This window comes from Sphingobacterium sp. UME9 (assembly GCF_014170215.1).
Lineage (GTDB): Bacteria > Bacteroidota > Bacteroidia > Sphingobacteriales > Sphingobacteriaceae > Sphingobacterium > Sphingobacterium paramultivorum.
Genome location: NZ_LZZP01000012.1, coordinates 356,025 through 379,561, shown reverse-complemented (window position 1 = coordinate 379,561; position 23,537 = coordinate 356,025). Strand labels below are relative to the sequence as shown.

General features: G+C 40.5%; 19 protein-coding genes and 4 tRNA genes. 9 read left to right on the top strand and 14 right to left on the bottom strand.

Annotation, left to right across the window (positions count from 1 at the left end; translation table 11 throughout):
• The first annotated feature begins 15 nt into the window (after window positions 1-15).
• From A9970_RS19040 to A9970_RS19025, 4 genes are all read left to right on the top strand, one after another.
• The gene (locus A9970_RS19040) at window positions 16-621 is read left to right on the top strand and encodes an outer membrane beta-barrel protein (protein WP_182983345.1); all 606 of its coding nucleotides are present in this window, start codon (window positions 16-18) and stop codon (window positions 619-621) included.
• Between the two features lie 350 nt (window positions 622-971).
• Window positions 972-2,003, top strand: a complete 1,032-nt coding sequence (gene proB / locus A9970_RS19035) for a glutamate 5-kinase (RefSeq protein WP_046672306.1) — start codon at window positions 972-974, stop codon at window positions 2,001-2,003.
• Complete coding sequence (locus A9970_RS19030; RefSeq protein ID WP_182983344.1) at window positions 2,000-3,250, top strand: glutamate-5-semialdehyde dehydrogenase; 1,251 nt, start codon at window positions 2,000-2,002, stop codon at window positions 3,248-3,250. Before proB ends, A9970_RS19030 begins: the two co-directional genes overlap by 4 nt.
• A 39-nt stretch (window positions 3,251-3,289) precedes the next feature.
• A complete protein-coding gene (locus tag A9970_RS19025; protein ID WP_259655433.1) occupies window positions 3,290-3,664 on the top strand; it encodes a hypothetical protein in 375 nt (124 codons plus the stop codon).
• A 74-nt stretch (window positions 3,665-3,738) separates the two neighbouring features.
• On the opposite strand, the gene A9970_RS19020 is transcribed toward A9970_RS19025, so the two are convergent.
• The gene (locus tag A9970_RS19020; RefSeq protein WP_153847508.1) at window positions 3,739-4,875 is read right to left on the bottom strand and encodes an acyl-CoA dehydrogenase; all 1,137 of its coding nucleotides are present in this window, start codon (window positions 4,873-4,875) and stop codon (window positions 3,739-3,741) included.
• Window positions 4,876-5,348: 473 nt separating this feature from the next.
• On the opposite strand from A9970_RS19020, the gene A9970_RS19015 reads away from it, so the two are divergent.
• The gene (locus A9970_RS19015; protein ID WP_145331041.1) at window positions 5,349-5,984 is read left to right on the top strand and encodes a peroxiredoxin; all 636 of its coding nucleotides are present in this window, start codon (window positions 5,349-5,351) and stop codon (window positions 5,982-5,984) included.
• A gap of 79 nt (window positions 5,985-6,063) precedes the next feature.
• Here the strand turns inward: A9970_RS19015 and A9970_RS19010 are convergent, their stop codons facing one another.
• The gene (locus tag A9970_RS19010; protein ID WP_227550289.1) at window positions 6,064-7,170 is read right to left on the bottom strand and encodes a serine protease; all 1,107 of its coding nucleotides are present in this window, start codon (window positions 7,168-7,170) and stop codon (window positions 6,064-6,066) included.
• A 24-nt stretch (window positions 7,171-7,194) separates the two neighbouring features.
• Window positions 7,195-7,767, bottom strand: a complete 573-nt coding sequence (locus A9970_RS19005) for an RNA polymerase sigma factor (RefSeq protein WP_075990961.1) — start codon at window positions 7,765-7,767, stop codon at window positions 7,195-7,197.
• Between the two features lie 384 nt (window positions 7,768-8,151).
• Here A9970_RS19005 and A9970_RS19000 point away from each other — a divergent pair, with 384 nt between their 5' ends.
• Window positions 8,152-12,198 carry a glycoside hydrolase family 2 TIM barrel-domain containing protein gene (locus A9970_RS19000; RefSeq protein ID WP_182983342.1) on the top strand — a complete coding sequence of 1,349 codons (4,047 nt, stop codon included), beginning with the start codon at window positions 8,152-8,154 and terminating at the stop codon, window positions 12,196-12,198.
• Window positions 12,199-12,272: 74 nt separating this feature from the next.
• Here the strand turns inward: A9970_RS19000 and A9970_RS18995 are convergent, their stop codons facing one another.
• Entirely contained in the window at window positions 12,273-12,518 is a 246-nt protein-coding gene (locus A9970_RS18995) for a hypothetical protein (RefSeq protein ID WP_182983341.1), read from the bottom strand.
• 66 nt (window positions 12,519-12,584) lie between these two features.
• On the opposite strand from A9970_RS18995, the gene A9970_RS18990 reads away from it, so the two are divergent.
• Together A9970_RS18990 and A9970_RS18985 are read left to right on the top strand one after the other, a co-directional pair.
• Complete coding sequence (locus A9970_RS18990) at window positions 12,585-13,826, top strand: MFS transporter (RefSeq protein ID WP_182983340.1); 1,242 nt, start codon at window positions 12,585-12,587, stop codon at window positions 13,824-13,826.
• Between the two features lie 62 nt (window positions 13,827-13,888).
• The gene (locus A9970_RS18985; protein ID WP_120333921.1) at window positions 13,889-14,110 is read left to right on the top strand and encodes a (4Fe-4S)-binding protein; all 222 of its coding nucleotides are present in this window, start codon (window positions 13,889-13,891) and stop codon (window positions 14,108-14,110) included.
• Window positions 14,111-14,174: 64 nt separating this feature from the next.
• Here the strand turns inward: A9970_RS18985 and A9970_RS18980 are convergent.
• The 9 genes from A9970_RS18980 to A9970_RS18940 all read right to left on the bottom strand — a co-directional run bounded on the left by A9970_RS18980 (window position 14,175) and on the right by A9970_RS18940 (window position 19,786).
• Window positions 14,175-14,251 (bottom strand) — tRNA-Asp (locus A9970_RS18980).
• Between the two features lie 25 nt (window positions 14,252-14,276).
• Window positions 14,277-14,350, bottom strand: a tRNA-Asp gene (locus A9970_RS18975).
• A gap of 31 nt (window positions 14,351-14,381) precedes the next feature.
• Window positions 14,382-14,458: transfer RNA gene (locus tag A9970_RS18970), tRNA-Asp, on the bottom strand.
• A 57-nt stretch (window positions 14,459-14,515) separates the two neighbouring features.
• Window positions 14,516-14,589 (bottom strand) — tRNA-Asp (locus A9970_RS18965).
• A gap of 73 nt (window positions 14,590-14,662) precedes the next feature.
• Window positions 14,663-15,736: a peptide chain release factor 1 gene (prfA, locus tag A9970_RS18960; RefSeq protein WP_153847503.1), complete on the bottom strand. Its 1,074-nt coding sequence runs from the start codon at window positions 15,734-15,736 to the stop codon at window positions 14,663-14,665.
• Between the two features lie 98 nt (window positions 15,737-15,834).
• A complete protein-coding gene (locus A9970_RS18955; protein ID WP_153847502.1) occupies window positions 15,835-16,164 on the bottom strand; it encodes a multidrug efflux SMR transporter in 330 nt (109 codons plus the stop codon).
• A gap of 66 nt (window positions 16,165-16,230) precedes the next feature.
• Window positions 16,231-16,821: a Crp/Fnr family transcriptional regulator gene (locus tag A9970_RS18950; RefSeq protein ID WP_120333600.1), complete on the bottom strand. Its 591-nt coding sequence runs from the start codon at window positions 16,819-16,821 to the stop codon at window positions 16,231-16,233.
• Window positions 16,803-17,558, bottom strand: coding sequence for a UDP-2,3-diacylglucosamine diphosphatase (locus tag A9970_RS18945; protein WP_182983339.1), 756 nt, complete (start codon window positions 17,556-17,558; stop codon window positions 16,803-16,805). The genes A9970_RS18950 and A9970_RS18945 overlap by 19 nt, the downstream gene beginning before the upstream one ends.
• Window positions 17,559-17,617: 59 nt before the next feature.
• On the bottom strand, window positions 17,618-19,786 hold the full coding sequence (locus A9970_RS18940; protein ID WP_182983338.1) for a M1 family metallopeptidase: 2,169 nt from the start codon (window positions 19,784-19,786) through the stop codon (window positions 17,618-17,620).
• A gap of 238 nt (window positions 19,787-20,024) precedes the next feature.
• On the opposite strand from A9970_RS18940, the gene A9970_RS18935 reads away from it, so the two are divergent.
• Entirely contained in the window at window positions 20,025-22,148 is a 2,124-nt protein-coding gene (locus A9970_RS18935) for a prolyl oligopeptidase family protein (protein WP_182983337.1), read from the top strand.
• Between the two features lie 110 nt (window positions 22,149-22,258).
• Here A9970_RS18935 and A9970_RS18930 read toward each other — a convergent pair whose 3' ends face one another.
• Window positions 22,259-23,497 (bottom strand): thioredoxin family protein, encoded by a 1,239-nt coding sequence (locus A9970_RS18930; RefSeq protein ID WP_182983336.1) that lies wholly within the window; start codon window positions 23,495-23,497, stop codon window positions 22,259-22,261.
• Between the last annotated feature and the right edge of the window lie 40 nt (window positions 23,498-23,537).

The window sequence follows — 23,537 nt, the reverse complement described above, 5'->3', positions numbered from 1 at the left end:
ATAAATTGACCACATATGAAACATTTAATCTGCAGTATAATACTGTTTTCTGTGTTTTCCACAGCATTCTGCCAAAGTAAAATTTCCTACGGTATAAATGCCGGGTACACAAATGCCGGATCATTGGTATCCAATAAACGAACGCACAGTTATAGCTTCCGAAGCATTTCGGGTGTTACAGCAGGGCTTTTTCTTGAAATACCGCTCGTTGGTGGACTCTCTATTCAGCCTGAAGTAAACTTTACCCAAAATGGTATGGAGGCAAAGCATGCCCTTGAAAATAACTGGACAACATACCGAAGAAATGCGATCGATATTCCTTTAAACATAGCTTATAACATTACGGTTGGAGAAGGTCGGATTTATCTTGCTGCTAGTCCCTATTATGGTATACAGATGTCTGTGAATAATAATGATGGAAAATTTTACGATGCAACGACCAATCCTTCAGACTATGGTTTGGGTTTTAACTTAGGTTACAAATGGAATGGGGGCTATGGTTTCTTCATTGGCTCTAATTATGGGATGAAGGATATGAGCGTCAATGAAAATGTAAAACTCTATAACCGTACGTTCAATGTTGGCTTACGATTTGACCTCCGTCAGATACTGAAAAAATAGCAACTAATATAACTTTAACGGGAAGCAGCACTCCATCAACTATATCGCCTCAGAAAGAACCTGTTTTTTTTGAAGCGTTATCATCGGATTTGCTGCTTTTTTGTAAGCTCAAATTTTATGTTTTCATCTTCAGGTCATTTGTACTGATCTCTGAGATCTGTATTGACCTCTGGGATCTATTCTAATTCTTTTCCTTTCTTTCACATCGGATGTCTCCTGATCCATTGGAATCGACCTTATTTCATGAGTTTTTCAATTGAATTATATTGTTCAATTGTTAACATATTTTGCGTAAATCAAATTCTTCTCAGTAAATTAGTGCTCAAATCTAAACTAAAACATACTAAAAAATGAAAAAGCCAATTCTCGTTGTCAAATTTGGATCGGCTTCTATTACCACGAAAGAGGGAGAAGTTGATGAACGTATTGTTTTGGAGATCGCTAGGCAGATTGCTTCCTTACAAAAGAAATACAATATTGTCTTGGTCTCTTCAGGTGCTGTTGCTGCCGGTAAACGTTTTCTGCCCAGTTATACGGGAACGTTATCCGAACGAAAGGCCGCTGCTGCAATTGGGAACCCCATATTGATTAATACTTATTCAACTTATTTCCGACCGTTTAAAATTTCATTGGCGCAGAGTTTATGTGAGCGACATCATTTTTCCAATCGGGATCAATTTCTACAATTAAAAAATACCTACGAGGAATTGTGGCGGAACAATGTTATTCCAATCGCAAATGAAAATGATGTGGTGAGTAATAAAGAACTGAAGTTTTCAGATAATGATGAGCTGGCAACCTTGATTGCTGTTGGTTTTGGGGCCGAAAAGTTATTGTTTAGCACTTCCGTCCCCGGTGTGTTGGATGCAAACAACAAGATTATACCGCAAATTGAAACCATCGATCGGGATATCTTAGGTTTGGCAAGGAAGGACAAATCTTCAGTGGGATTGGGGGGAATGACTTCGAAATTGAACTTTGCCCGATTGGCCAATCAGATGGGGATCGCTGTTGTCATTTTTAGTATGCAAACGGAAGAGGCGATCCAAAAAGCGGTTAAGCACGAGACTGGCACATTGTGTCTGGCTCAAAGTAAGAAGATCTCTTCCCGCAAGAAATGGCTTGCGAGTGGAAGTTTGATAAAAGGGGAATTGATGGTTGACCGTGGAGCGGAGGAAGCATTATTGAAGCACAAAAGTTTACTAGCCGTGGGGGTAACCCGTATCGTTGAACATTTTGAAAAAGGAGAAGTGTTAAATATCGTCAATCTAGAAGGCTTAACCGTTGCCGTTGCCCGGGCGAAGATGGATTCATCTGCTTTGTCCCAAACCAGTAAAAAAAATGTAGAAATTGCACATGCAAATGATATCGTATTGTTATGAGTGAATCCATCGTAAAACAACTTCAGGCGGCGGCCAAAGCAAAACAAATTTTGCAACAACTGGCTCCTGATACCAAAATAACTATTTTAAATGCCATCGCAGATGGTCTTGTCACACATACTGCGGATATATTACAAGCCAATAAGATTGATTTGGATCGTATGTCTGATGACGATCCCAAAAAGGATCGTCTTTTGCTCAATAGCGATCGTCTAAAAGGTTTGGCAGACAGTGTTAAGCAGATCGCTCAGTTAGCGGACCCAACAGATCAGCTATTACTAAAAAAGATATTGCCGAATGGATTGGAGATCGAGAAAATTACGGTGCCGCTTGGTGTCGTTGGGGTAATCTATGAATCGCGACCCAATGTGACGATAGATGTTGCTGCACTATGTATTCAATCGGGTAACGTTTGTTTATTGCGTGGTGGTTCTGATGCATTATACACCAACGAAGCGCTGTTGAAAGTGATCCATAATATTTTGGAACTGCATGGTATTGCAACAACTATTGTGCAACTGTTGCCTGTTGAGAGGAAGCATGTTTCGGAATTATTGGAGGCTACCGAATATGTTGATATTATCATACCACGTGGCTCACAGTCGTTGATTGATTATGTCAGGGAGCACGCTAAGGTGCCTGTCATTGAAACAGGAGCGGGAGTATGCCATACTTATGTGGATCGTACAGCAAATTTGGATATGGCAGCTAAAATTGTTGCTAATGCTAAAATTTCCAGGCCGTCGGTGTGTAATTCTTTAGATACTGTTTTGGTCGATCGCGCTATTGCTCCCGAGTTTCTACGGAAATTGAAAACTTATTTTGAAGATGCTCAGGTGGAAGTTTTCGCGGATTCTACGGCTTATGAGGTACTGCAGGGTGAAAGTTTTTCAAATTTAAAGCACGCAGAAGAAGAGGATTTTGGAAGAGAATTTTTAGATTTGAAGTGTTCAATAAAGACGGTTGGGAGTTTAGATGAAGCGTTGGAGCATATTGCAAAATATTCCTCTAAACATTCGGAATGTATTGTTTCCTCTAACGAACTTCATATTGAACAATTTTTAAATACAGTGGATGCAGCTGCGGTGTATGCCAATGCGTCAACACGATTTACAGATGGTGGTGAGTTTGGCTTGGGGGCAGAAATCGGTATCTCTACCCAAAAGTTACATGCCCGCGGACCATTTGCATTGGAAAAATTGGTAACAGAGAAATGGATTGTCCGTGGAAATGGACAGATCAGATAAGGATAGATCATGGGATTAAGTTTTAAAAAAGATGTATTGATGAATTGGATCGAAGAAATTGGTAAATTTCTTCGCATTTGGACAGAAGGCCATGATGCCTTTACGGAGCCGACTGATCCAACAGTGTTTGAAGATGCTTATGAGAAATTCTTCGAAAAGAGTAGGGCCTATTTTTTAAATCTTTCCGAAAGTGAACTTTCGGCATATCTCAAAACAGATCTTCAAATACAGCAACTACATCCATTGGCTTTAACCTTGTTGTTTGACGGTTTGAATGCTACAGATGGCAATCAGGAGAACCTACTTCGCAAAGCAAAGTTTATTTTGAATCTGGCGATGGCCGAAACGGCAAGCTTTGCCTTTCAGGATTATCAATATCTTGCCATGATCGATAACAAGTTGAAGAGCCTTTAAATTTAAAAAGCTGTCAGTCATGCAATGCCACAAAAAAGTTAGACACTTTTTGGGTTCATAGCATGACTGACAGCTTAGCGCAGAATCTCGCGGGCGATCACCAGACGTTGGATTTCAGAGGTCCCCTCGTAGATTTGTGTGATTTTTGCGTCGCGCATTAACCTTTCGACGTGATATTCTTTTACGTAACCATAGCCACCGTGGATCTGTACAGCTTCTACAGTGTGTTTCATGGCGACTTCCGATGCATGTAGTTTGGCCATTGCAGCTTCTTTACCGTAAGGAAGTCCCTGGTCTTTCGTCCAGGCGGCTTTATACGTCAAAAGTCGAGCTGCCTCGATATCGACTTCCATATCGGCCAATTTAAACTGTATGGCCTGATGGTCCGAAATAGGTTTTCCAAAGGTCTTTCGCGCTTTTGAGTAAGCCAAAGCAAGATCATAAGCACCGGCAGCAATTCCTAAAGCCTGTGCTGCAATGCCGATACGACCGCCATCGAGTGTTTTCATGGCAAATTTAAACCCGAAGCCATCTTCTCCGATGCGGTTTTCCTTAGGAACCTGAACATCGGAAAATAGGAGTGAATGGGTATCAGAACTGCGGATACCCAATTTGTTTTCTTTAGGACCAATGGTAAATCCCGTCAGCCCTTTTTCAACGATCAATACATTGATTCCTTTGTGGCCTTTTTCAGGATGTGTCTGTGCAACGACAAGGTAGATATCGGCATGGCCACCGTTGGTGATCCAATTTTTTGTGCCATTTAGTAGATAGTGATCTCCTTTATCTTCGGCGGTTGTGTGTTGCGAGGAGGCGTCCGAACCGGCTTCAGGTTCTGATAACGCAAAAGCGCCAAGTTTCTCGCCCTTCGCTAAAGGAACTAGGTACTTTTGTTTTTGCTCCTCTGTACCAAAAGCATTGAGTCCATATAATACCAGGGAATTGTGGGCGGATACAATAACGGCCGCAGAGGCATCAATTTTGGCAATTTCTTCGAGAACAAGAACATAGGCCAACGTATCCATGCCAGCTCCACCATAAGCTTCGGGGGTCATGATACCCATAAATCCTAATTCGGCCATCTGCTTGACAAAATCTGTTGGAAATTTTGCGGCTTCATCGCGCTCGATTGCCCCAGCCTTTAGCTCCTGGGCGAATTCCCGCGCTGCGTCGCGGATCATTTTATGTTCTTCGCTTAATTCAAAATTCATGGCATTTCAGTTTTTTTGGTTCATCAGTTACCAAGCCGATAACTTATATATCTAATAAGGTTTGCTGTCAAAAAGTTTTCTCCCAACTCACAATCATTTTATGAGATTGGTGTATCACCATACTCAAATATACAAAATATATATTATGCAGGCATAGTAATTAGGCAAATTACTTTTTATACTACTTTAGTTAATCATAATAAACTTTTTGGTGAATAATGGGCTGGATAGGGCATCTAGTCTCGTTTAATCTGGAGACGTATTTGCAGAGGGAAGTCAACCTCTCCATGGGATAAACATAAAGGATCATGTTGATTTTCCATTTTGTTTATAGGTGTAAAATCCTTACTTTCAATTGGATTAAGTTTAGTTTTTTCATCTTAATTTAAAAAATTGAAGAATTACTTGTTTGCTAAATTTAATCTACTATATTTGTAGACTATATGATTTAAACACATTTAAAAAATAAGATTATGAGTTTAAGATTAGGGGATGAAGCGCCAAATTTTAAAGCGCAAACAACCATTGGTGAAATAGACTTTCACGATTATATCAAAGATAGCTGGGTCGTTTTCTTTTCGCACCCATCAGATTATACGCCGGTATGTACAACAGAGTTGGGCCGTACTGCAAAATTGAAATCTGAATTTGACAAGAGAGGTGTGAAGGCCATTGCGCTAAGCGTCGATAATGTAAACGATCACTTGAATTGGATTAAGGATATCAATGAAACGCAAAATACCGAAGTGAATTTCCCGGTTATCGCTGATGAAGATCATCATGTATCCGAATTGTACGATATGATCCATCCAAATGCTTCCGCAACAGTGACCGTACGTTCCGTATTTATTATTGGCCCTGACAAAAAGATCAAATTGACGTTGACTTATCCAGCATCAACAGGTCGTAATTTTGATGAAATCTTACGAGTCATTGATTCTTTACAGTTAACAGCCGATTATCAAGTGGCTACGCCTGCTGACTGGAAGCATGGTGAAGATGTTATTGTTGTTCCAGCGATAAAGACAGAAGATATTCCTGCTAAATTTCCAAAAGGGTTTAAGGAGATCAAACCGTATTTGAGGACGACGCCACAACCTAATCTGTAAGGATTAGGCTTGTATTAAGGGACAAAAAAAGGCAACGTTGGGAAAAACGTTGCCTTTTTTTATAAGTTATAAATGCGTCCTAATAGACTTTAACCATGTAGATATAGTCTTGCATTTTCTTGATTTGTTCTGTTCTTGGTAAACCTGCCAAGCTATTCTTTTTGTTGATCTTAAGACCGGTTACCAGTGAATCACTTGGTATATCCGCTAAAGCATTCAAGATTGATTTCGTTTTGATTGCAAAGGCAGCACCATCTATGCCACGTTGTTTTCCGGAAATAATACCAATCACATTACCTCTGCTATCTAATACGGGACCGCCACTGTTACCTGGATTGACAGGCACGGAGATCTGATAAGCAATGGTATCACCAGCATAACCTGTTGATGAACTTAGGTATCCCTGACCATATACTGCTTCGTCACGAGGAAACCCGATAGTATAAATATCTTCGCCAAGATCTGAAGTCGATGTTTTGAATGTGTAAGGTAAGCTTTTAGCTTTCTTAAAGGTCTTATCTGCAATGTATAAAATAGCCAAGTCTTTGCTTGGATCGGTATGTACGATTTGTGCTTTATACGATTCGCCCTTACTATTTTGTAAATAGATCGAATCAGCCCCACTGATGACATGGTAGTTGGTGACGACATAGCCATCTGTTGTCAACATAAATCCTGTTGCGCCAAACTGGCTTTCGGTACCTTTTACTGATTTTTTGTCATTGATATCCCTGATTGCAGCGTTGTGTGCGTTGACGTTCTTTTTGACATTGTTCATGTCTCTACGTAGCGCACTGTAATCGGAAGATGCTTTCTCGAGGTTGCTGTAATAACCGCTCAGCCATAATGTGCCAAATACCGCAAATACTGCTACCACTGCAGCCACTAAAGAACTTGCTTTGATACGTTCCCAAAGTGAAATTACCGTTGATTGTTTTATAGGAACGACCTTTGCGGGTTTGTTTTGGGTTTTATGGTATTCTTTTGCTGATTGCGCTAATGCATTTTTGAAATCCAGCCGTTGACTAGTTTCTTTCATATTGGCAACAAATTCCCGGTGTTGTTGTAATTGGGCAGCATAGGAGGGCTGATCAGCACAAAAAGATTCAAATGCAGCATTTTCTTCGGCCGATAATTCGCCACGAAGATACTGGTCTGCTAATTCGAAAAATTCTTTTTGATTCATTGTTCCCATGGTGTTACACTAGTTTTAATCTGTTGAAAAAAATATTTTTTTCAGCCGTTGTAGGCATTTATACTTCTGAGTCTTGGCATTATCTGTATTGGTATAACCAAATTTTTCACAGATGTCCTGCATCGAATGGTTTAAGATGTAGAAATCATGTAAGATTGTCTTACAAGGTTCTCCCATTTTCTCTAAGGCAAGCTCCATTTGATCGAACTTTTTTTCAAGTTCTTGATGCTGTTGAAGATCTTCTTCCTCAAATAAGGAATCTTCATAACCGCGAATGTCACTATTGCCAAAACCAGCACGATTGAGTTGCTTAAGCCAAAGCCTTCTGCAAATCGAGTAAAGATATGTTTTTAGTTTGCTGCTGAGCTCAAAGTTCCCTTTGGAAACTTTATCGTAGAGCACAATGACAGCTTCTTGAAAAATATCTTTCGCTTCGTCCTCACTTCCATTGTTTTGCAAGATCATATGGCTTATAGACGGATAGTACCGCTTATAGATAGCATCTATCGCCAAGCTGTTGCCGTCTTTGATGCCTTCAATGATTTGCTCATCATTTTCTAGCAGGACTGATTTACTGAATTTACTCACCTATTAATACCTTAATGCTTAAATTGTAACCCTTTGAAAAATAAAATTCTTCGAAATATTTTCAAACGTAAACTTTTATTTGTTTAAAGCGAAATCTATCCCCAAAAATAAGGCTTATTCCTTGAAACCGAAAGCATTTGTTTTTTATTGAAATCAGCTGCTTTTGGGAGGAAATAGTGATTTTTCGCCGCCTCTATTTTTTATGTTTTTGCTTTGTTTTATGTACAATTCTCGAAAGAAGATCTTATGGGACGATTTTAACGTTCTATATGATCTTTTTTTGTATCGAAAAAGTTTCGCAATCGAGTGCTTTAATAATCTGCTTGTTATTACTGCAAAATGAAGTTACATTTGATTTCCTGGACTAAATTGCTTAATTACATTATGTTAAGAAACTCTGTTATTTTTTCAACGATTCTAGCCTCATTGCTGTCGCTGGACACTACCGTTGCGATAGGGCAAACGATTACGCCATCTATCGACGGTTTCCAGTATGGAGCTGCAGTGGCTCCAAAAGGGAATGAATGGGAATCGCCTCAATTATTATCACTTAATAAGGAGTTGCCACATGCTTCGTTCTTCTCCTTTCAGAACGTAGAAAGTGCAAGAAAAGTACTTCCCGAGCATAGTAACTATTGGCTTTCGCTCAATGGATCTTGGAAGTTTAACTGGGTAAAGACTCCGGAAGAGCGACCAAAGGACTTTTATGATCCTAGTTATAATGTTGGTGCCTGGGAATCTGTTCCAGTCCCGATGAGCTGGAATATTTATGGTATACAGAAGGATGGAAGCCTAAAATATGGTGTACCTATTTATACCAACCAACGTGTGATCTTTCATCATCAAGTAAAGGTCGATGATTGGCGCGGTGGAGTCATGCGAACACCAGCCCAAGATTGGACAACTTATGTCTTCCGTAATGAAGTGGGATCGTACCGACGCAATTTTACAGTACCTACTGATTGGGACGGTCGTGAGGTATTTATCAATTTTGATGGTGTAGACTCCTTTTTCTACCTGTGGATAAATGGCAAATATGTCGGATTTTCAAAAAATTCAAGAAACGTCGCTTCTTTCAATATCTCACCTTACTTAAAAAAGGGTGCTGAAAATGTATTGGCTGTTGAAGTTTACCGCAGTTCGGACGCTTCCTTTTTGGAAGACCAGGATATGTTTAGATTGCCCGGGATATTTCGGGATGTTTCTCTGACTTCAACGCCAAAAGTTCAGATTCGCGATTTAGCGGCTATTCCAGACTTGGATAGCAATTACGAAAATGGTTCGTTAAAAATTACGAGTACTGTACGCAATCTAGGGAATAAGAAGGCTGAAGGGTATAAAGTTGTTTATTCACTTTATAAAAATAAGCTATACAGTGACGAGAATACCCTTGTTGACCAGACAGAAGTCTCTTCTGCTGTGCCAACCCTGGATGGTCAAGTTTCCAATAGCATCGCAGCAACGTTGAACGTTAAAAATCCAGATAAATGGTCTGCCGAATTACCATATCGGTATACTTTGGTAGCTGAATTGAAGGATAAAAAGAACAAAACCATAGAGACTATTTCTACCTACGTTGGATTTAGAAAGGTTGAGATTAAAGACACCAAGGCTGCTGATGATGAATTTGGCTTGGCCGGACGTTATTATTATGTCAATGGCAAGACGGTGAAACTGAAAGGTGTCAACCGTCATGAGACCAATCCTGAACATGGTAAGGTAGTGACCAGAGAACAGATGGAAGCTGAGGTGAAATTGATGAAACGGGCGAATATCAACCATGTCCGGAATTCGCACTATCCAGAACCTGCTTATTGGTATTATTTATGCGATAAATATGGAATTTATCTCGAGGATGAAGCCAATATTGAGAGCCATGAATATTATTACGGCAAAGAGTCTCTTTCTCATGTTCCTGAATGGAAAAATGCCCATGTAGCCCGTAATATCGAGATGGTGCATTCGACCATCAACCATCCGGCTGTTGTGATCTGGTCTCTAGGAAACGAAGCCGGCCCAGGTGATAATTTCGTGGCCGCCTATCAGGCTATCAAGAAAATTGATACGTCACGACCTGTTCAATACGAGCGTAACAATACAATCGTTGATATGGGGTCCAACCAATATCCTTCGATAGACTGGGTAAGAGGAGCGGTAAAAGGTACCTACAAATTGAAATATCCATTTCATATTTCGGAATATTCACATTCCATGGGGAATGCCGTTGGTAACCTAATAGATTATTGGGAAGCCATCGAATCGACCAACTTTTTTATGGGCGGTGCCATCTGGGATTGGATTGATCAGGCCATGTATTATTATGATAAAAAGACCGGCGAACGCTTCTTAGCCTATGGTGGCGACTTTGGAGACAAACCCAATGATGGAACCTTTGTCAATAACGGGTTGATCTTTGCCGATATGAAACCTAAGCCACAGTATTATGAGGTAAAGAAAGTGTACCAAAATGCCGGTGTAAAAGCTGTTGATATTCAACACGGGAAAATTGAGCTTTTCAATAAAAATTATTTTAAGGATCTATCCGATTATCAGGTTCAATGGTCGCTATATAAAAATGGGGTAGAGGTGGAAAATAGCACGGGTACAATCAGTGCAACAGATTTGCCTAAGGCGCGTCAACGCAAGCAGCTTGTATTGCCGATAAATTATGCGCAGTTAGATGCGGGATCGGAGTATTTTGTAAAAGTACAGTTTATTCTCAATACGGATCGACCTTGGGCAGCCAAAGGTTTTGTACAAATGGAGGAACAACTGTTTGTAAAAGCGGCTGAAAATAAACCGTTGATTTCATCTGTGGCACACGGAGAGGCTGCGTTGCTTTCCAAAGAAGGTGATTTGCAGGTGGTGAAAGGACAACAGTTTACTGCCAAATTTGATAATAAGACAGGGTCGCTATATAACTTAATCTATGCTGGTAAACAGATCATTCGCGATGGTGAAGGACCCAAATTAGATGCACTACGTGCTCCGGTTGACAATGACAACTGGGCTTACCAACAATGGTTTGAAAAAGGATTGCATAACCTGCAACATAAGGTTTTGTCTTCAAACAGTTATACCAAGAAGGATGGAACAGTTGTATTGGCGTTTACGATTGAATCACAAGCTCCATATGGTGCGTCTTTGTTGGGGGGAACTTCGGGAACGTATACCCTTAAAGAGCATACAGATAAGCCTTTTGGTAAGGATGATTTTAAATTTACAAGCAATCAGATCTGGACAATCTATAAGGATGGCTCTATTGAATTGTCGTCAAGTATTACATCCAATAATGCGAGTGTCGTGTTAGCTCGATTGGGCTATTCTTTGCAATTACCGGCTGAATATAGCAACTATAGTTATTATGGCCGCGGACCGATCAACAATTATGCTGATCGCAAGACTGCTCAATTTATTGAATTGCACAAAAGCACCGTAAAAGATCAGTTTGTGTCATGGCCTAATCCGCAAAATATGAGCAATAACGAGGATGTGCGCTGGACAGCATTAACAAACAATAATGGTCAAGGAGCTATCTTTGTTGCAAAAAATCATTTAGCAACTTCCGCTTTGGAATATAGTGAGCTCGAACTGACATTTGCACCGCACCCTTATCAATTGCCAAAAAGTTCAGGTGTACATCTGCATCTAGATGCTGCGGTAACAGGCTTGGGCGGTAATAGCTGTGGACAAGGGCCACCGTTGGAAAAAGACCGTGTGAAAGCAGTGCCAACGTCTATGGGCTTTATTATCCGACCGATTCAGAATAATGATATGATGGAGAAGGCTCAGGTAGCGACTGCAGGCGATGCGCCAATTTCTTTGGCAAGAAGTTCAAACGGTGAAGTTTCTATTTTGTCAGGTAATGAGAATGAACCTGTTGTATACAGTTTGAACAATGCGAAAGCAAGCGTTTACAAAGCGCCTTTTGATTTACGCGCCGGCGGTACAGTAACGGCTTGGTATCAGCATAATGAAAAATTAAAGGTAACACAGCAATACACTAAAATCGAAACTATTCCAATGGAAGTTGTTTTTGCTTCAAGTCAAGAGACTGGCGAAGGTGATGCTAAGAACCTTTTGGATGGAGATCCTTCCTCGATTTGGCATACGATGTATTCGGTTACCGTAGCACAGTATCCACATTGGGTTGATTTTGATGCTGGAAGTAGCAAAACAATCAAGGGCTTCACTTTTCTGCCAAGACAGGATGGACCCAATGGTGATATCAAGGATTATAAGATTCAGGTGAGTAAAGATGGGAAGAACTGGGAAGATGTGATGTCCGGATCTTTTGAACGGAATAAAAAACTAAAAACTGTTCGATTCGAAACGCCTGTTAAAGGACGTTATATCCGTTTTACAGGACTTAACTCACAGCGTGGTGATGACTATGCTTCCGGAGCTGAATTTGCTGTTATAGCTGAATAATTTGCTTTATATCCCATATTGAGCCAGCACCTGTCACAGGTGCTGGCTTTTTTGTTAGCGACCCTATGCTGTGTTCAAATAGTGATTGACAGGAACGATTGATTGTCTAGCCTAAAAAGGTAAGGTAAGGTAAGGTAAGGTAAGGTAAGGTAAGGTAAGGTAAGGTAAGGTAAGGTAAGGTAAGGTAAGGTAAGGTAAGGTAAGGTAAGGTAAGGTAAGGTAAGGTAAGGTAAGGTAAGGTAAGGTAAGGTAAGGTAAGGTAAGGTAAGGTAAGGTAAGGTAAGGTAAGGTAGAATCTTGCGCGATAATTTTGCAAACATATTACAAAGAATGTTCGCGCACTTCTGTATTTTTAGGCCAGTTTAAACCGAGGCAATCTGAACAGTATGGAAATAAATAAACTTGATAACGCGCCCTTTACGGCATATCAAAAACTTGTGGTGTTTTTATTGGCAATGACACAGTTTACGGTCGTGCTTGATTTTATGGTGATGTCACCGATGGGGGATATCCTGATGAAAGCCATAGATCTCAAACCGGCTCAATTTGGTATTGCGGTTTCGGCCTACGCCTTTAGCGCGGGGGCTTCGGGCTTGCTGACTGCCGGGTTTGCCGATCGTTTTGATCGGAAGAAACTGCTGTTATTTTTCTATTCTGGCTTTATTATCGGGACCTTCTGCTGCAGTTTTGCCAACGATTACTGGACGTTGGTTGCTGCACGAATCGTCACAGGACTGTTTGGCGGCGTTATCGGCTCGATTTCTATGGCTATTATCACCGATATCTTTACGCTCCAACAGCGCGGACGTGTGATGGGCTTTGTGCAGATGGGCTTCGGTGCAAGTCAGGTTCTAGGGATTCCCATAGGATTATATATTGCAAACAATTGGGGCTGGCATAGTGCCTTCTTGTGGATTGCAGTGATGGCTTTGATTATTGTCGTTATCATAGCGGTCAAACTCATTCCTATTACGGCGCATATAGGTCTTCAGAAACATCAATCTGCGTTAAAACATCTTTGGTTGACTTTTTCACAGCGAGAATACCGCGTCGGCTTTATGGCAACAGCTTTGCTATCAATTGGAGGTTATATGATGATGCCTTTTGGAAGTGCTTTTGCTGTAAATAACCTTAAAGTAAGCCACGAACAGCTGCCGATGTTGTTTATGATTTCAGGTATTGCTTCATTGATTATTATGCCTATTGTAGGGAAATTGAGTGACCGTTACGATAAGTTTAAGATTTTCGCTTTCGCTTCCCTTTGGCTTATGGTTGTCGTATTTATCTACACGAACTTAGGTGTTACGCCATTTTATATTGTTGTTATCTTGAACATTTTAATGATGGCAGGCATTTTAAGTCGGATGACGCCATCTTCGGCTTTGATCACTGCTGTTCCGGAGATGAAAGATCGGGGCGCGTTTATGAGTATCAGTTCTTCGTTGCAACAGCTGGCAGGTGGTGTGGCTGCTTCATTAGCAGGTGTAATCATTGTCCAAGAAACAAAAGAAAGCCCCTTGGAACATTACCCGACATTGGGGATGATTGTTATTCTACTTTCCATTGTCGGTATTTTTATGATCTATCGGGTGAGTAATATGATCAGAAAACGACGCGCTGTTTCTTAAAACAAAATTGTCCTTATCGTTATTAGTTCTTAAAATATGAATTGCTAAAGAGAGATTGAATTATGGAAAAAATAGTTAGATATCCACATCCAAACGGAGAGATAACCGTCCTTTGGATACCTGAACGCTGTGCACATGCTGCAGTTTGTGTAAAGAGTCTACCGAATGTATATCATCCGAAAGATAAGCCCTGGATCACGGCCCAAAATGCCAGTACGGCCGAATTGATTGAACAGATCAAGCACTGTCCTTCGGGAGCTCTTCAGTACGAATTAAAAAAATAATAACTGGTGTATTGTTAAGGCAAAAAAAAAGCATCATTTATAATTAAATGATGCTTTTTTTTGTTGGCGGTCTGGACGGGACTCGAACCCGCGACCCCATGCGTGACAGGCATGTATTCTAACCAGCTGAACTACCAGACCAACAATTGTGTTTTTAAAATTTTAGCGGTCTGGACGGGACTCGAACCCGCGACCCCATGCGTGACAGGCATGTATTCTAACCAGCTGAACTACCAGACCTAAAATCTTAAGGATTGTTTTTAATAATTTTTGGCGGTCTGGACGGGACTCGAACCCGCGACCCCATGCGTGACAGGCATGTATTCTAACCAGCTGAACTACCAGACCTAAAAATCTTAAAAACTTATTTTGTTAAAGAACGTTTGAGATTCCTCTCTCTTGAAGCGGTCTGGACGGGACTCGAACCCGCGACCCCATGCGTGACAGGCATGTATTCTAACCAGCTGAACTACCAGACCTCAACCCTTCTCCTCAGAAGGTGTGCAAATATAGCGTTTGTTTACGTATCTGCAAAGATTTTTTGAAAAAAAACTAATCTACTTGGCCATCTTTCATCTTCTCTGCATTCTCAGCAAACTGCAATGCATCGATAATTCCTTGAATATCACCGTCCATAATTGCCGGTAAGTTGTACATCGTCATTCCAATACGGTGCTCCGTTACGCGACCTTGTGGGTAGTTATATGTACGAATTTTTGCCGAACGGTCTCCTGTAGAAACCAAAGTTTTTCTTTTTGCAGCGATGTCGCCGTTCTTTTTGTTCAACTCGAGCTCGTAAAGTTTGTTCCGCAACATCTCCATCGCTAACTCACGGTTGGCTAATTGGGAACGTTCTACCTGACAAACAACAACAATGCCACTTGGTTTATGCGTCAACTGTACTTTTGTTTCTACCTTGTTGACGTTCTGTCCACCAGCACCACCTGAACGGGATGTCTGTAATTCAATATCACCCGGATTGATCTCAACATCGACATCTTCAGCTTCAGGAAGAACTGCAACAGATGCCGCAGAAGTATGTACACGGCCCTGTGTCTCCGTGTCAGGAACACGTTGCACACGATGAACGCCTGATTCGTATTTCAATTGACCATAAGCATCATCGCCAATAACTTTTAAGATCACCTCCTTGTAACCGCCAGAAGTTCCTTCAGTAACGTCCATTACTTCGTTGCGCCAGCCTTTGGTTTCGAAATAACGTGTGTACATGCGGTAAAGGTCGCCCGCAAATAAGGCTGCTTCATCACCACCTGATCCACCACGAATTTCGATAATGGCATTTTTCGCATCTTCAGGATCCTTCGGAATAAGCATTAGGCGAATTTCTTCTTCTTTTTCTTCTTTTGCTACGTATAAAAGATCCAATTCCTCTTTTGCCATCTCACGAAGTTCTTGATCCTTCTCGTTCATGATGATGTCCTTATTGGTATCAATATTACTCACCATATTTCTGTAAATATGGTATTGGTCCACAATTTTGCCCAAATCTTTGTACTCTTTATTCAATTTGGCAAAACGTTTCATATCTTGCATGGTATCAGGGTTGCTCAATTCAGCTTCCACTTCTTCCCATCTTTCTTTTATCGCTTGTAATTTGTCTAACATATATCAAAAATGCTTCTTCTAGGAATGTATGACCTAGATTACTATTGAGTGTACAAAAGTAAGGAAATTTTGTTGCTTTTAAACAACCTAGCCTGCTATTAATGAGAGGAAACTGCTTTTAGTCCTACGATGGAAGCAATCAGCGTGAAAATAAAGAATATGCGCCAGAAATCTGCTGGCTCCTTAAAAAAGATGATCCCCATTAAAACAGTACCTACCGCACCTATTCCGGTCCAAACGGCATAAGCTGTGCCCAAGGGAAGTGTCTGTGTGGCTTTGATCAATAAGCCCATACTTGCAAATAGGAATACGACAAAGGCACCATACCAGAACCATTGCCCATTCCCGGTTGCATCTTTGGCTTTACCCAAACACGTGGTGAAACCGATTTCACATAATCCGCCCAATATTAAAAATATCCAGTTCATATTGTTTTCTATTTTTTGTTTTGGTACAAAGGTCTAGCTTTTGGCCGATAATAATTTTTACAAATGTTAAAAATTTGAGTGAATATTTGCGCGAATCCGGCTTAAGGTAACCTGACTGACGCCGAGATAGGAGGCGATGTAACCAAGTTTTATCCGTTGGATATATTGGGGGTACTTTTGAAGTAATTCAGCATAGCGCTCTTGGGCAGTATTAAAGAGCTTGGACATGGTTCGTTGTTCGGCCTTGATAAACTCAAGTTCAGCCATCTTTCTTCCCCAGTTTGCAATGGCAATATCACTTTCGTAGAGGTCAAAAAGTTGCTTTTGGTCTATCTGATAAACAACACTGTCTTCCAAAAGGTCTATGTTTTCATAACCCGGGGTATCATGGACATAACTATTCATCGATATGAGTGTTCCGCCGGGTGAAACAAAATCCAGGGTAATCTGACGGTTGGCCGTCTCGTAGTAAACGCGGGCTAATCCTGAAGCCAGAAAATAGATGTCTTTTTGAATTTTGTCCTGTTCGATTAACAGGCTATTTCTTTTCGCCGTGATTTTCTTACTGACCTGCTCCAATTTTGCAGCACTTTCAGGCGTTAGAAAGTGATAACCATTCAGGCAATCGGATAAAGAAATTAGGATTTGCTCGCCCATTTTTCCAAACGTAAAGTTTCACCATCCCATACGGCATAGGTATGGTAATTGATCCATTCCCCTAAATTTAGAATACGGCTATTGGAGTTGAGCTCAACATCATAGGGAAGATGTCTATGGCCAAAGATATAGTAGTCGTGATGTTGGGTTAACTCCAGTTCCTTTGCATAACCGATCAACCATTCTTTGTCTTCGCCCAGAAACTTTTCGTCCTCATTATTCGAAAGCCTGCTATGTTTGGACCAACGTGTCGCAATTCCGATTCCGAGATTTGGGTGCAACCGTGCAAATAACCATTGACAGAGACGGCTCCGAAATACTTTCTTGAGTATCTTGTATTTGTAATCTCCCGAACCTAAACCATCGCCGTGGTGAATGTAAAAATGTTTGCCGTTGAGTTGTAACTCCAGTTCATTGTCGATGATCCGTACATTTAATTCCTTTTTGAGGTAATCAAACATCCACATATCGTGGTTGCCTTTAAATAAAGTAATGGGAATGCCGAGATCCGCAATTTCGGCTAATTTACCCAAAAAGCGGATATAGCCTTTCGGGACAACAGTAGCATATTCAAACCAGAAATCAAAAATATCACCAACAAGATAGAGCTGTGCAGCATCTGTTTTGATCTGGTCCAGCCACTGTATAATTTGCAGCTCCCTTTCCCGTGAACGTTCCAAGGGGTAAGATCCAAGATGGAAGTCGGAGGCAAAATAAATTTTTGTTCTTGTTGACATGCGGCCAAAACTAAAAAAAATGGAGGCGAATACAAAATTCGCCTCCACAATATATTTTGCTATGATTTAGATAATTCGGTGATGAGCGCTTTTAGATATTCCGTAGCATCGGGATCAATGCGCTTCAAGGACTGCTGAAGTTGATCTGGATAAGCACTTTTTATTGCCATGATTGAACTTGCAATAACCATATAGGATTTGTCGGTTACAGCATTCAGAATTAGACTTTTGTATTTTTTATCTTTTGTCTGTGAAAGCTTTTGAATCGCAGAGGCACGGATAACAGATGCTTCGGATTTCTCTGCAAGTGCCAAGATGGTTTTTTCTGTTGACTTGCGAACCGCGGGATTGCTTAGATCGAGACCTTGAATCGCTGTTGCAGCAAGATCCGCATCGGTATCCGCCAATGCTTTTGTTAAGATTTGCTGGCTGATGGTATTTGTCGGATTTTTTGAGGCATAGGCAATCGCACCGACGCGGTTGGCAAATGAAGGGGCGTGCTCATATTGATATAGGTAGTCGCCATCTGATTTATCGATTTGAATTTGACCCACGAGTGTTTTTTCGGGATCAATATCAATAAATTCAACAGCAGCAGGTAATGGAATCATAAATTGAGCATTCCGCTTGTTGAGTTGAAAGGTCTGTCTGATCTTCCCATTTTTGGTATAGATATCGACGGCCAAGGGAAGCTGGAATGTCTGTACTGTAGAATCTTGAATTTGGGCTACATTCAGTATGACACTGTTCTCTCCGTTTCTTGTTGTGACCTTCAAAATTGGATGCCCGCCTTGGTAATACCATTGATTGAAGTACGGAGCCCAGTCTTTGCCGGTCACTTCTTCCATTGCTAGACGGAGCTGTTGCGGTTCACCGGTTTTAAAAGAATTGTCTGTCAAGTATTTTTTCAACGATTGATAGAACGCTTCATCACCCATTTGCTCTTTTAGGGCATAGAGAATCAATGAGCCTTTCGCATAGCTGATATTATCAAACATATCTTCTTTATCATGATAATGATAACGGGCTAAAGTCGGGCTTTTCCCATTTTTTGTCGATTTGAGATAGGACTGGAGTTTTTCAAATCTAGATTTATCTCCACGATCTTTACCGCCGTCGTGTTCACGCCAGATAACCTCGCCGAAAGTGGCGAAAGATTCATTCATGGTCAAATTGGACCAGGATTCTGCTGTGACCAAATCACCAAACCACTGGTGAAATAGTTCATGCGCAATCGTTCCTTCCTGATTATCGTCCAACAATTCGCGTTTTGTCTTTTGTACATGTTCGCCATGTAGTGTTGCACTTGTATTTTCCATGGCGCCTGAGACATAATCGCGACAGACGATCTGCGCATATTTATTCCAAGGGTAAGGAACCCCCAAAGTCTTGCTGTAGAATTCCATCATCGCTGGTGTCTTTCCGAAGATATCTTTGGCATAGGGCGCATATTTAGGTTCAAGGTAGTAGTCAACGGGGATATTGTTGTATTTGTCCTGATAGATTTTAAAATCACCAACAGCCATCATAAATAGGTATGGGGCATGTGGTAAATCCATTTTCCAGGTATCTGTACGTGTGCCATCACTATTTTTCTGTTGATTGCTCAATGCACCGTTCGATAAACTTACATAATTGTCAAGAACGGTCATGGAGATTTCTGCTGTAGTCTTTTGGTTGGGGCGATCAATCGTCGGGAACCAGGCTGATGATGCTTCAGTCTCACCTTGTGTCCATATTTGACGAGGTTTGTTCGGCACGCGTTCATCAGGATTGATAAAATATAGTCCCTTAGCATCGTTAATCGCTGCGCTGCCCTGAACTTTTAATAAGTTGGGTTTTGCTGTGTAATCGAGGTATACTGTATATTGTTCCTTGGCAAGGTAATTACGGTCGAGCTTAATCAGTATCGAATGATCATCATAGGTATATTTTAAAGGAATCAATTGTGAGCCATTGACCAAAGAAACCTCTTTGATATCCATGCCTTTTGCATCGAGGCGAAGGGAATCTGTTGGATAGAAATGGGGTTGTAACGTGATCCACTCTTTTCCATTTAGGAATTGATTGGTATAGTCAAAACGAACATCCAGCTTGGTGTGGACAAGATCGTTGATCTTAGTAGGAGTGGCTCGATATTGTTGATCTATGGAAAGTTGTTGTGCTTCGCTTATTCCAATTTGAAGAATGGAAATTGACAAAGAAAGATATATGACTTTTTTTAACATTGTTGTAATATTTTCAAGATTTAAATAAATCTAAAGAAATTTCGGTTGCTATAAAAATATACCGCGAAGAAATATGTGTATAATGTTGTTGGATAGGTTGTTGTGAGTGAAAAAATGCAGGTGTATCGTATATTTTAAGATAAGAGATCGATAAATTTATTTATATTCAACTCAAATTGAATTTTCAGATGCTAAGTGAATAAAACTTAGGTTGGTTGAAACAAGTAGACGATTTTTTATGATAAACAAAAATTTTGGCCTTATTCTAATGATGATAGGTATGGCAGGTACGGCGACGACCGGTTATGGACAACAGTTGATATATCCGAAGACAAATAAAGGAACCGTCGTGGATGAATTTTGGGGTGAAAAGGTTGCGGATCCTTACCGCTGGTTGGAGGATGATCGTTCAGCTGAGACAAAAAACTGGGTACAGGCAGAGAATAAAGTGACTTTTGACTATTTGAATGCAATTCCATTCCGTACAAAATTAAAAGATCAATTAACCGAAATATGGAATTATGAAAAAATAGGGACTCCGTTTAAGGAAGGTGCATATACTTATTTTTTTAAGAATAACGGCTTGCAGCAACATGCTGTGCTTTATCGTAAACTAGGGGAGACGGGAGGAGAAGAAGTTTTCTTGGATCCAAATACATTCTCGAAAGATGGATCAACTTCATTGGCCGATGTTTCGTTTTCAAAGGATGGCAGCTTAGTCGCCTATTCTATTTCTGAAGGAGGATCAGACTGGCGGAAAGTCATTGTACTGAATGCCAAGGATAAGTCGCCTGTAGGTGAAACGCTAATGGATGTCAAATTCTCCGGTATTGCATGGAAAGGAAATGATGGTTTTTATTACTCGAGTTACGATAAACCAAAGGGATCTGAACTTTCTGAAAAAACAGACCAACATAAATTATACTACCATAAACTTAAAACAGCCCAATCTACAGATAAATTGATTTTTGGTGGCCCTGCAACACCGAGACGTTATGTAGGAGCTTCATTAACAGACGATCAACGTTACCTGATTATTTCCGCTGCAAATACGACAACAGGAAATGAACTTTATTACCAAGATCTCAATCAGCCGAATGGCAAGATTGTCTGCCTACAAGATCATTTTGATGCAAATACAGGTGTCGTTGACAATATTGGGGATAGTTTCTTATTGGAGACGAACTACAAGGCTGCCAACAACCGTTTGGTAAAAGTTGATTTGAAGAATCCTGCCAAGGAAAACTGGAAAGATGTTATTCCAGAAACTGAAAATGTACTTTCGATCAGTACAGGTGGGGGCTATCTTTTTGCAAACTATTTGAAAGATGCCGTTTCGGTTGTGATTCAATACGATTATACAGGTAAAAAGATTCGGCAAATAGAATTGCCTGGTGTGGGTACGGCGAGTGGCTTTTCGGGTAAGAAAAAGGAAAAAGAAATCTATTTTGGTTTTTCAAATTACATTACACCTTCTTCAAGTTATAAGTTTGACGTAAATTCTGGTCAGTCTACACTTTATATCAAACCTAAGGTGAAATTTGATTCCGATCAGTATGAATCGAAACAGGTTTTCTACACATCCAAAGATGGTACAAAGGTTCCGATGATTATTACGTACAAAAAGGGGATTGTCTTGAATGGGAAAAACCCGACGATTGTGTATGGTTATGGCGGCTTTAATATCAGCTTGACACCTGCCTTTAGTACTTCCGTTGCGGTTTGGTTGGCAAATGGTGGTGTTTATGCTGTTCCGAATTTGCGCGGAGGTGGTGAATATGGTCAGAAATGGCATGATGGCGGTAGACAGTTCAATAAATTGAATGTGTTTAACGATTTTATTGCCGCGGCACATTATCTTCAGGAGAATGGTTATACATCACCCGAGTATACTGCTTTATCGGGGGGATCCAATGGTGGCTTGCTCGTTGGGGCAACAATGACAATAGATCCCAAAGTAGCCAAGGTCGCACTGCCTGAGGTTGGTGTTTTGGACATGTTGCGTTATCATACCTTCACAGCTGGTGCAGGTTGGTCCTATGATTATGGTACGGTCAGTGATAGCAAAGAAATGTTTGATTATCTGAAAGCATATTCTCCGGTGCATAATGTGAAATCTGGGGTTTGTTACCCCGCAACGATGGTCTTTACCGGAGATCATGATGATCGGGTGGTACCGGCGCACTCCTACAAGTTTGCTTCCGAACTGCAGGCAAAGCAAGCTTGTGATAACCCAGTATTGATTCGTATTGAGACAAAAGCTGGCCACGGCGCTGGACGGTCAACAGAAGTTCTGATCAATAGTACAGTTGATAAATATGCTTTCGCGCTCTGGAATATGGGGGTCAAAGAATTAAAATAAGTAGACAGTTTTCCAATGTTCAAAGCACTGTCTGTAGAGCAATGAATAAAAAAGCCGCGATCAAGTTATTGACCGCGGCTTTTTTATTCATCGACGATTAGAATATCTTCTTATTGCCAAGTCTTTTCACCTTTTTTCATTTTTTGTAAGGTCGCTACATATTCTTCTTTTTGGGTAGCATCTGTGATCAGTGAAATCGCTTTTTCTTGTGTTTTAATTGCTTTTTCTTTTTCTCCAAGGCGATACAATATGTTTGCAAAAGTGTCTAGATACATCGGCGCATCTTTTTCTTTCTCATTGGACAATTTACTCCATTCCGCTGCTGCTTTTAAACAGGCAGGATCATTGCAGTTTTCAAAAATAGACCAAGCCATGTTGTTCAATTCCGCTGCTGTGATGGTCGACCCATATTTTGCAATATATTTATTGAAGCTATCTCTTAAGCCCGGGTAATTTTTGGTATAACCGTAATAACGTGGTTGCATTTCGAGACTTGCTTTTTCTGTATTGACAGTTGGATATTTTTGCGCCAATTCTTTTTCTATGCTTGCGAAATCAACCGTTTCCTTTGCACGGATTTTGGTATTTACGGCGTTACTAACCAACAGTTGGGACAAGAAGTCATTTGCTTTTACTTTTTCACTAACGGCGTCAAATTTAGCAGGGTTATCTTTGATTAAATTAAAAGCCTTAGAATCGACAACATTCGCCGCCGAAAGTAATAAACTGATATTCTCCTTTGTAAAGATTTGATCGGTAGTCAAGGACGCTAATACGACTCCTTCCGCTTTTGCCTGTGTCTCTTCATCATAAGCTTCTTTGGCTGCCATAGCCATACTTTTGGCAATGTTTACATTAGTTGGGTCGGCATTAAATTTTGCTAATAGCGTTTCATATTGTGTATTTGGATCAAGTGATTTTTGTGCTTTCGCTATAAAATCGTCCGCTTCACCGCCACCAACGATACGATGCACAAGGGTACCTTTTGAATCAAAGATCAGAAAAGTTGGGTATGCCCTAACTTTATAATCTTTGGCAAAACGGTCGGCCTCTTCGTACCAAGATTTTACATCTTCATTGTCATTCTTGGTTTTATCCATCTGAATTTTTGCATTGATAAACTTCGCATTGAAGAAATCACCTACTTTAGCTTGTGGGAAGATGGTGCTCGACATATATTTACAAGGGCCACACCAGGTTGTAAAACAGTCTACAAAAATGAATTTGTTTTCTTTAGCCGCTTTTTCCTTAATCTGACTCCAGTTGAGCCCATGCTCAAATTTGACCCCCTCGCTTTGCGCAAATAGTAGGGTAGGAATTAGAAATAGCATTAAAATCAATTTTTTCATAATGTCGGTATTTTAGATTTTTAATTTAATCGTTCACATT

Excerpts from the sequence above, each read along its gene's own strand:
- A9970_RS19040 (WP_182983345.1), top strand. The coding sequence starts at position 16 with ATGAAACATTTAATCTGCAGTATAATACTGTTTTCTGTGTTTTCCACA.
- proB (WP_046672306.1), top strand. The coding sequence starts at position 972 with ATGAAAAAGCCAATTCTCGTTGTCAAATTTGGATCGGCTTCTATTACC.
- A9970_RS19030 (WP_182983344.1), top strand. The coding sequence starts at position 2,000 with ATGAGTGAATCCATCGTAAAACAACTTCAGGCGGCGGCCAAAGCAAAA.
- A9970_RS19025 (WP_259655433.1), top strand. The coding sequence starts at position 3,290 with ATGAATTGGATCGAAGAAATTGGTAAATTTCTTCGCATTTGGACAGAA.
- A9970_RS19020 (WP_153847508.1), bottom strand. The coding sequence starts at position 4,875 with ATGAATTTTGAATTAAGCGAAGAACATAAAATGATCCGCGACGCAGCG.
- A9970_RS19015 (WP_145331041.1), top strand. The coding sequence starts at position 5,349 with ATGAGTTTAAGATTAGGGGATGAAGCGCCAAATTTTAAAGCGCAAACA.
- A9970_RS19010 (WP_227550289.1), bottom strand. The coding sequence starts at position 7,170 with ATGAATCAAAAAGAATTTTTCGAATTAGCAGACCAGTATCTTCGTGGC.
- A9970_RS19000 (WP_182983342.1), top strand. The coding sequence starts at position 8,152 with ATGTTAAGAAACTCTGTTATTTTTTCAACGATTCTAGCCTCATTGCTG.
- A9970_RS18995 (WP_182983341.1), bottom strand. The coding sequence starts at position 12,518 with ATGTTTGCAAAATTATCGCGCAAGATTCTACCTTACCTTACCTTACCT.
- A9970_RS18990 (WP_182983340.1), top strand. The coding sequence starts at position 12,585 with ATGGAAATAAATAAACTTGATAACGCGCCCTTTACGGCATATCAAAAA.
- A9970_RS18985 (WP_120333921.1), top strand. The coding sequence starts at position 13,889 with ATGGAAAAAATAGTTAGATATCCACATCCAAACGGAGAGATAACCGTC.
- prfA (WP_153847503.1), bottom strand. The coding sequence starts at position 15,736 with ATGTTAGACAAATTACAAGCGATAAAAGAAAGATGGGAAGAAGTGGAA.
- A9970_RS18955 (WP_153847502.1), bottom strand. The coding sequence starts at position 16,164 with ATGAACTGGATATTTTTAATATTGGGCGGATTATGTGAAATCGGTTTC.
- A9970_RS18950 (WP_120333600.1), bottom strand. The coding sequence starts at position 16,821 with ATGGGCGAGCAAATCCTAATTTCTTTATCCGATTGCCTGAATGGTTAT.
- A9970_RS18945 (WP_182983339.1), bottom strand. The coding sequence starts at position 17,558 with ATGTCAACAAGAACAAAAATTTATTTTGCCTCCGACTTCCATCTTGGA.
- A9970_RS18940 (WP_182983338.1), bottom strand. The coding sequence starts at position 19,786 with ATGTTAAAAAAAGTCATATATCTTTCTTTGTCAATTTCCATTCTTCAA.
- A9970_RS18935 (WP_182983337.1), top strand. The coding sequence starts at position 20,025 with ATGATAAACAAAAATTTTGGCCTTATTCTAATGATGATAGGTATGGCA.
- A9970_RS18930 (WP_182983336.1), bottom strand. The coding sequence starts at position 23,497 with ATGAAAAAATTGATTTTAATGCTATTTCTAATTCCTACCCTACTATTT.